We start from the raw sequence: 5,845 nt of genomic DNA on the forward strand, positions 1-5,845 counted from the left end.
GGCTGCGGTCCTGCTGGGGGGCGCGGGCGGCGGGATGGCTGGTCATCGGTGCTGGCGGTTCCTGTTCCGGTGGGGGCTCGGCGGCTCGATCCTCACAGAGGTGAGTTGGGGCCCGGTCAGCGGGCCGCCTCGCGGGCGCGCAGTTCGCGGCGGAGGATCTTGCCGGCGGGGGACTTGGGGACGGCCTCGACGAACTCGACCGCGCGCACCTTCTTGTAGGGGGCGACCTGGCCGGCGACGAACGCGGTGACGTCGTCGGCGCTGAGCCTGCTGCCGGGGACCCGGACGACGAAGGCCTTGGGGCGCTCGGTGCCCTCGGCGTCCGTCACGCCGATGACGGCGGCGTCGGCGATCTGCGGGTGGCCGAGCAGGACGGCCTCCAGTTCGGCCGGGGCGACCTGGTAGCCCTTGTACTTGATCAGCTCCTTGACCCGGTCGACGATGTGCAGGTAGCCGCGGTCGTCGACGAAGCCGACGTCGCCGGTGTGCAGCCAGCCGTCCTCGTCGATCACGGCGGCGGTCTCGGAGGGGCGGCCGAAGTAGCCCTTCATCACCTGCGGGCCGCGGATCAGGAGCTCGCCGCGCTCACCGGGCCCGAGGTCCGTCCGGGTGCCGTCCAGGGCGGTGACGCGCAGTTCGGTGGAGGGGACCATCCGCCCGACGGCGCCGGGCGAGGGGTCGGTGTCGTGCGGGGAGACGACGTGGGTGACCGGGGACAGCTCGGTCATGCCGTAGCCCTGGAGCAGGTGCGGCAGGCCGAGGCGGCGAGCGCAGGCGGCGGCCAGCTCGGGGTCGAGCGGGGCGGCGGCGCACAGCAGGTACTCGACGGAGGACAGGTCGAAGCGCTCGACCAGCGGGTGCTTGGCGAGGGCGAGCGCGATCGGCGGGGCCACGATGAGCGCCTGGACCTTGTGCTCCTCGATGGCGCGGCAGAACTGCTCCAGGTCGAAGCGCGGCAGCACCACGACGGTGGCGCCGCAGCGCAGCGGCTGGTTGAGCAGCGCCGATTGGCCGTAGATGTGGAAGAACGGCAGGACGGCGAGCACGCGTTCGCCCGGCTCGGGGCGGTAGAGGGCGTCGACCTGGGCGAGGTTGGTGGCGATCGAGCGGTGGGTGAGCATGACGCCCTTGGGCAGGCCGGTGGTGCCGCTGGAGTACGGCAGCACGGCGACGTCCTCGCCGGGGTCGATCGGCACCTCGGGCGCCGGGGCGGTGGAGGCGAGCAGGTCGGCGAGCGAGCGGTGACCCTCGGCGCCGTCCAGGACGACGATCTCGGCCGGCGGGCGGCCCTCGGCGGCGAGCAGGTCGACGGCCTCGCCGGCGGTGGGCAGGAACGGGGAGACGGTGACCAGCCAGCGGGCGCCGCTGTCGCGCAGCTGGCCGGCGAGCTCGCTCGGGGTGGCGAGGGAGGAGACGGTGGTGACGGTGGCGCCGGCCCGGGTGGCGCCGTAGAAGGCCATCGGGTAGGCGATCGTGTTGGGGCTGAAGAGCGCCACCACGTCGCCCTTGCGCACGCCCGCCTCGGCCAGGCCGGCGGCGACCCTGAGCACGGACCCGGCGAGCTCGGCGTGGCTGACGGTCCGTCCGGTGAGGCCGTCGATCAGGGCCGGCCGGTCTCCGTACGCCGCCGCGTCGCCGAGCACCGCGTCGTGGATCGGGAGGTCGATCACCGGCACGTCGGGGAAGTCGCTGAGGAACACCAAGGTAAGCCTCCACTAAGGAAGTTGAAGTGGATTCGGGGCCGGCGACGGGTCTCGGGGGCGGGCCGGCCGGGGGCGCGTTCAGGAGCATACGGACAGCGGAGGCACGCTGGGCCATTGTGGGGAACGACGGCCGGAGCGCGCGTGGCACAGTTGCCGCCGGGGGGCGCCCGGTCGGACGGTGTGCACCACGGCCGCCCGCCCCCGGGAGCGGCCCCGGAACCTGGAGCACCCCTACCGTGAGAGCCACCTCCCCCGCCCTGCCGCCCGCCCTGCCGCCCGCACGCCGCCTGCTCGCCACCGCGGCGACCGCCGTCGTCCTCGCCCTCGGCAGCGCACCGCTCGCGTTCGCCGCGCCGGGCGACAACGGCGACGTCAAGATCCACGAGAGCACCACGCCGGTGAGCGACACGCGGGACGAACCCAAGGTCTGCGTGTTCTACCTGGACGCGTTCAACTTCGACACCGTCCAGCAGGTCAACTGGACGATCGAGCAGCAGCCGCCGACCGGCACGGCGCAGGTGCTCGCCGGGTCGATCACGCTCACCAACGGCACCGGCAACACCGGCAACTTCACCCTTCCGGACGGGCACTACAAGCTCGAATGGACGTTCGTGGGTGAGAGCGGGACGGCCAAGCAGAAGGTCTTCGACGTGTCCTGCGCCACCACCTCCCCGTCGCCCAGCGGCTCCCCGTCGCCCAGCGGCTCCCCCTCGCCCAGTGGCTCCCACAGCCCGTCCCCCAGCCCCTCCCCGACCCCCCCAAAGCCCCACCGCCCCCCCCCCACCAACCCCCCCAGCCATCCCCCCCCCGGCGGCCCCCCCGGGGCCCCCCCCACCGGTGGCGGCGGCACCTCCGGGGCCAACGCCGCCGTGGTGATCGGAGGGGTCGCGCTGCTCGTCGGTGCCGGCGGCCTCACCAGCCGCGCGATGCGCCGCCGTCCCGGGACCAATGCCGACTCCTGACCGCCCCTTCCGCGTGACGCCCGGCGGCCCCGGCCCGCTCACGGCCGGGGTCGTCGCGCTGGCACTCGCGGCGGGCGGCATCTGGCTCGTCCACGACGGCACCGCCGGGCGGGACGGGCCGCCGCTGCCCGCCCCGGCGCCCTCGGCGACCGCCACGGCCGTCCCGGCCCCGAGCCCCGGACGGCCGCCGGTGGCCGCGCCCTCGCCCCCGCCCGTCCCGGCCCACCCGCCGCTGCCCGCCTCGGTGCCGACCAGGATCCGGATCCCCGCGATCAAGGTCGACGCCCCGATCGTCGGCCTCGGGCTCGCCCCCTCCCGGCAGCTCAACACCCCGCCGATGGAGCAGCGCAACCTCGCCGGCTGGTACCGGGACGGCGCCACCCCGGGGGCCGCCGGCAACGCCATCGCCATCGGGCACGCGGACAACCGCAACGGGCCGGCCGTGTTCTACCGGCTCGGGCTGCTGCGTCCGGGCGACACCGTCGAGGTGACCCGCAAGGACCGGCGCACGGCGGTGTTCACGATCGACTCCGTCCGGGTGTTCCCGAAGGCGGACTTCCCGGACGCCCTCGTGTACGGCGCCACCGAGCGGGCCGAACTGCGGGTGATCACCTGCGGCGGCAAGTTCGACCGGAAGACCGGGTACGAGTCCAACACCGTCGTGTTCGCCCACCTGACCGACGTCAAGTGACCCTCCATCAGTACGACTTCGGCAGGCCGAGGGTGTGCTGGGCGACGTAGTTGAGCACCATCTCGCGGCTGACCGGGGCGACCCGGCCCACCCGGGTGGCGGCCAGCAGCGCGCCCAGCCCGTACTCCTGGGTCAGGCCGTTGCCGCCGAGCGTCTGCACCGCCTGGTCGACCGTGCGGGCGGCGGCCTCGCCGGCCGCGTACTTGGCCATGTTGGCGGCCTCGCCGGCTGCGACGTCCTCGCCCGCGTCGTAGAGCAGCCCGGCCTTCTGGGTCATCAGCCGGGCCAGCTCGATCTCCACCGCGCACTGCGCCAGCGGGTGGGCCAGGCCCTGGTGGGCACCGATCGGGGTCGACCAGACCGTCCGCGTCTTCGCGTACTCGACGGCCTTGCCGAGGGCCTGGCGGGCGAGGCCGAGCGAGAACGCGGCGGTGAGGATGCGCTCGGGGTTGAGGCCGGCGAAGAGCTGGAGCAGGCCCGCGTTCTCGTCGCCCACCAGCGCGTCGGCGGGCAGCCGGACGTCGTCCAGGAAGACCTGGAACTGCTTCTCGGGGGCGACGAGTTCCATCGGGATCGCCCGGTACTCGAAGCCCGGGGTCTCGCGCGGGACGACGAACAGGCAGGGCTTGAGCTTGCCGGTCCGGGCATCTTCGGTGCGGGCGACGAACAGGACGTCGTCCGAGTGGTCGATGCCGGAGACGAACACCTTGCGGCCGGTGAGCAGCCAGTCCTCGCCGTCGCGGCGGGCCACGGTGGAGATCCGGTGCGAGTTGGAGCCGGCGTCCGGCTCGGTGATGCCGAAGGCCATCCGGCGGGTGCCGTCGGCCAGTCCGGGCAGCCAGCGGCTCTTCTGCTCGTCCGTGCCGTAGCGGGCTATGACCGTGCCGCAGATCGCCGGGGAGACGATCAGCAGGAGCAACGGGCAGCCGGCGGTGCCCAGTTCCTCCAGAACGATGGCGAGGTCGGTGATGCCGCCGCCACCGCCGCCGTACTCGGCGGGCAGGTTGACGCCGAGATAGCCGGCCTTGCCGGCGTCGGCCCACAGTTCGTCGGCGGGTTCGCCGGCGCGGGCCTTGGCGAGGTAGTAGGCGGAGCCGTAGCGGCGGCCGAGGTCGCCGACGGCGCGGCGCAGGGCCTGGCGTTCGGGGGATTCGAGGAGCTGACTGCCGATGGCGGACATGCGGGTCCTTCCTCAGGCTTCCGTGGTGTGGACGACGGCGAGCAGGGTGCCGACTTCGACCTGCTGCCCCGGGGTGGCGCGGAGTTCGACGAGCGTGCCGTCGGCGGGTGCGGTGACGCGGTGCTCCATCTTCATCGCCTCCAGGAACAGCAGCGGCTGCCCGGCGGTGACGGTGTCGCCGACGGCGGCGGCGGTGCGGATGACGGTGCCGGGCATCGGGGCGAGCAGGGCGCCCGGTTCGGTCCGTGCGGCGGGGTCGGGGAAGCGGGGGACGGCGGTGAGGACGGTCGTGCCGTCGGGGGTCTCGACGAAGACCTCCGCGCCGTAGCGGGCGACCCGGTAGGTGCGGCGGAGGCCGGCGTGGCGGAGGGTGACGCCGTCCGGCTCGTGCGCGACGAGGTCCGTGTCCGGGTGATCCTCGGCCCGCAGGCCGTCCCGGGTGAGGCGGTAGCGGACCTCCAACTCCCCTGCGTCCGCCGAGCGGTAGCGCTTGACCTGCGGCTGGGACGGCAGGTTGCGCCAGCCGGACGGCAGCGGGGTACGGCGGGAAGCGGCGTCGGCGAGGGCGGCGGCCAGGGCCGCCCGGGCGGCACCCTTGTCGTCCGGGGCGGTGAGGTCGGCCGCGTGTTCGGCGAGGAAACCAGTGTGCAGGTGGCCCGCCAGGAAGGCCGGGTGGCGCAGCGCGCGGACGAGCAACTCCCGGTTGGTGGTGGGTCCGTGGAGCCGGGCCCGGGCCACGGCATCGGCAAGCCGGCGTGCGGCGGCGGCGCGGGTCGGGGCCCAGGCGATGACCTTGGCGAGCATCGCGTCGTAATGCGGGGTGATGGTGCTGCCGTTCGCGACGCCGGAGTCGAGGCGGATGCCGCTTCCTTCGAACTCCTCGTGTGGGATGGTGAGTTCGAAGTGGTGCAGGGTGCCGGTGGCGGGCCGGTGGTCGTAGGCCGGGTCCTCGGCGTAGAGGCGGGCCTCGATCGCGCAGCCGTGCGTGGGCGGGGGTGTGGCGGGGAGCTTCTCGCCCTCCGCGACGGCGAGTTGGAGGGCGACCAGGTCGAGTCCGGTGACGGCCTCGGTGACCGGGTGTTCGACCTGGAGGCGGGTGTTCATCTCCAGGAAGTGGAAGCGGCCGTCCTCGGCGAGGAGGAACTCGGCGGTGCCCGCGCCGATGTAGCCGATCGCGCGGGCGGCGGCGACGGCCGCCTCGTGCAGCGCGGTCCGCACGGCATCGGGGATCCCGGGCGCCGGGGCCTCCTCGATCACCTTCTGGTGGCGCCGCTGCAGCGTGCAGTCGCGGTCGCCGACCGCCCAGACC

General features: G+C 74.2%; 5 protein-coding genes. 2 read left to right on the forward strand and 3 right to left on the reverse strand.

The window, feature by feature from the left end:
- Positions 1–116: 116 nt before the first annotated feature.
- Positions 117–1,703 carry a 4-coumarate--CoA ligase family protein gene (locus AB0O00_RS27375; protein WP_363656132.1) on the reverse strand — a complete coding sequence of 529 codons (1,587 nt, stop codon included), beginning with the start codon at positions 1,701–1,703 and terminating at the stop codon, positions 117–119.
- 236 nt (positions 1,704–1,939) lie between these two features.
- Between AB0O00_RS27375 and AB0O00_RS27380 the strand changes: the two genes are divergently transcribed.
- Positions 1,940–2,665, forward strand: a complete 726-nt coding sequence (locus AB0O00_RS27380) for a hypothetical protein (protein WP_363656134.1) — start codon at positions 1,940–1,942, stop codon at positions 2,663–2,665.
- Positions 2,652–3,356 carry a class F sortase gene (locus tag AB0O00_RS27385; protein ID WP_363656136.1) on the forward strand — a complete coding sequence of 235 codons (705 nt, stop codon included), beginning with the start codon at positions 2,652–2,654 and terminating at the stop codon, positions 3,354–3,356. Before AB0O00_RS27380 ends, AB0O00_RS27385 begins: the two co-directional genes overlap by 14 nt.
- A gap of 7 nt (positions 3,357–3,363) precedes the next feature.
- Here AB0O00_RS27385 and AB0O00_RS27390 read toward each other — a convergent pair whose 3' ends face one another.
- Together AB0O00_RS27390 and AB0O00_RS27395 are read right to left on the reverse strand one after the other, a co-directional pair.
- Positions 3,364–4,536, reverse strand: a complete 1,173-nt coding sequence (locus AB0O00_RS27390; protein ID WP_363656138.1) for an acyl-CoA dehydrogenase family protein — start codon at positions 4,534–4,536, stop codon at positions 3,364–3,366.
- Between the two features lie 12 nt (positions 4,537–4,548).
- Positions 4,549–5,845, reverse strand: a 1,297-nt coding sequence (locus AB0O00_RS27395) for a biotin/lipoyl-containing protein (protein WP_363656140.1), incomplete at its 5' end; no start/stop codon positions are given.

Origin of the sequence: Kitasatospora sp. NPDC093558, assembly GCF_040683475.1 — a bacterium.
GTDB lineage: Bacteria > Actinomycetota > Actinomycetes > Streptomycetales > Streptomycetaceae > Kitasatospora.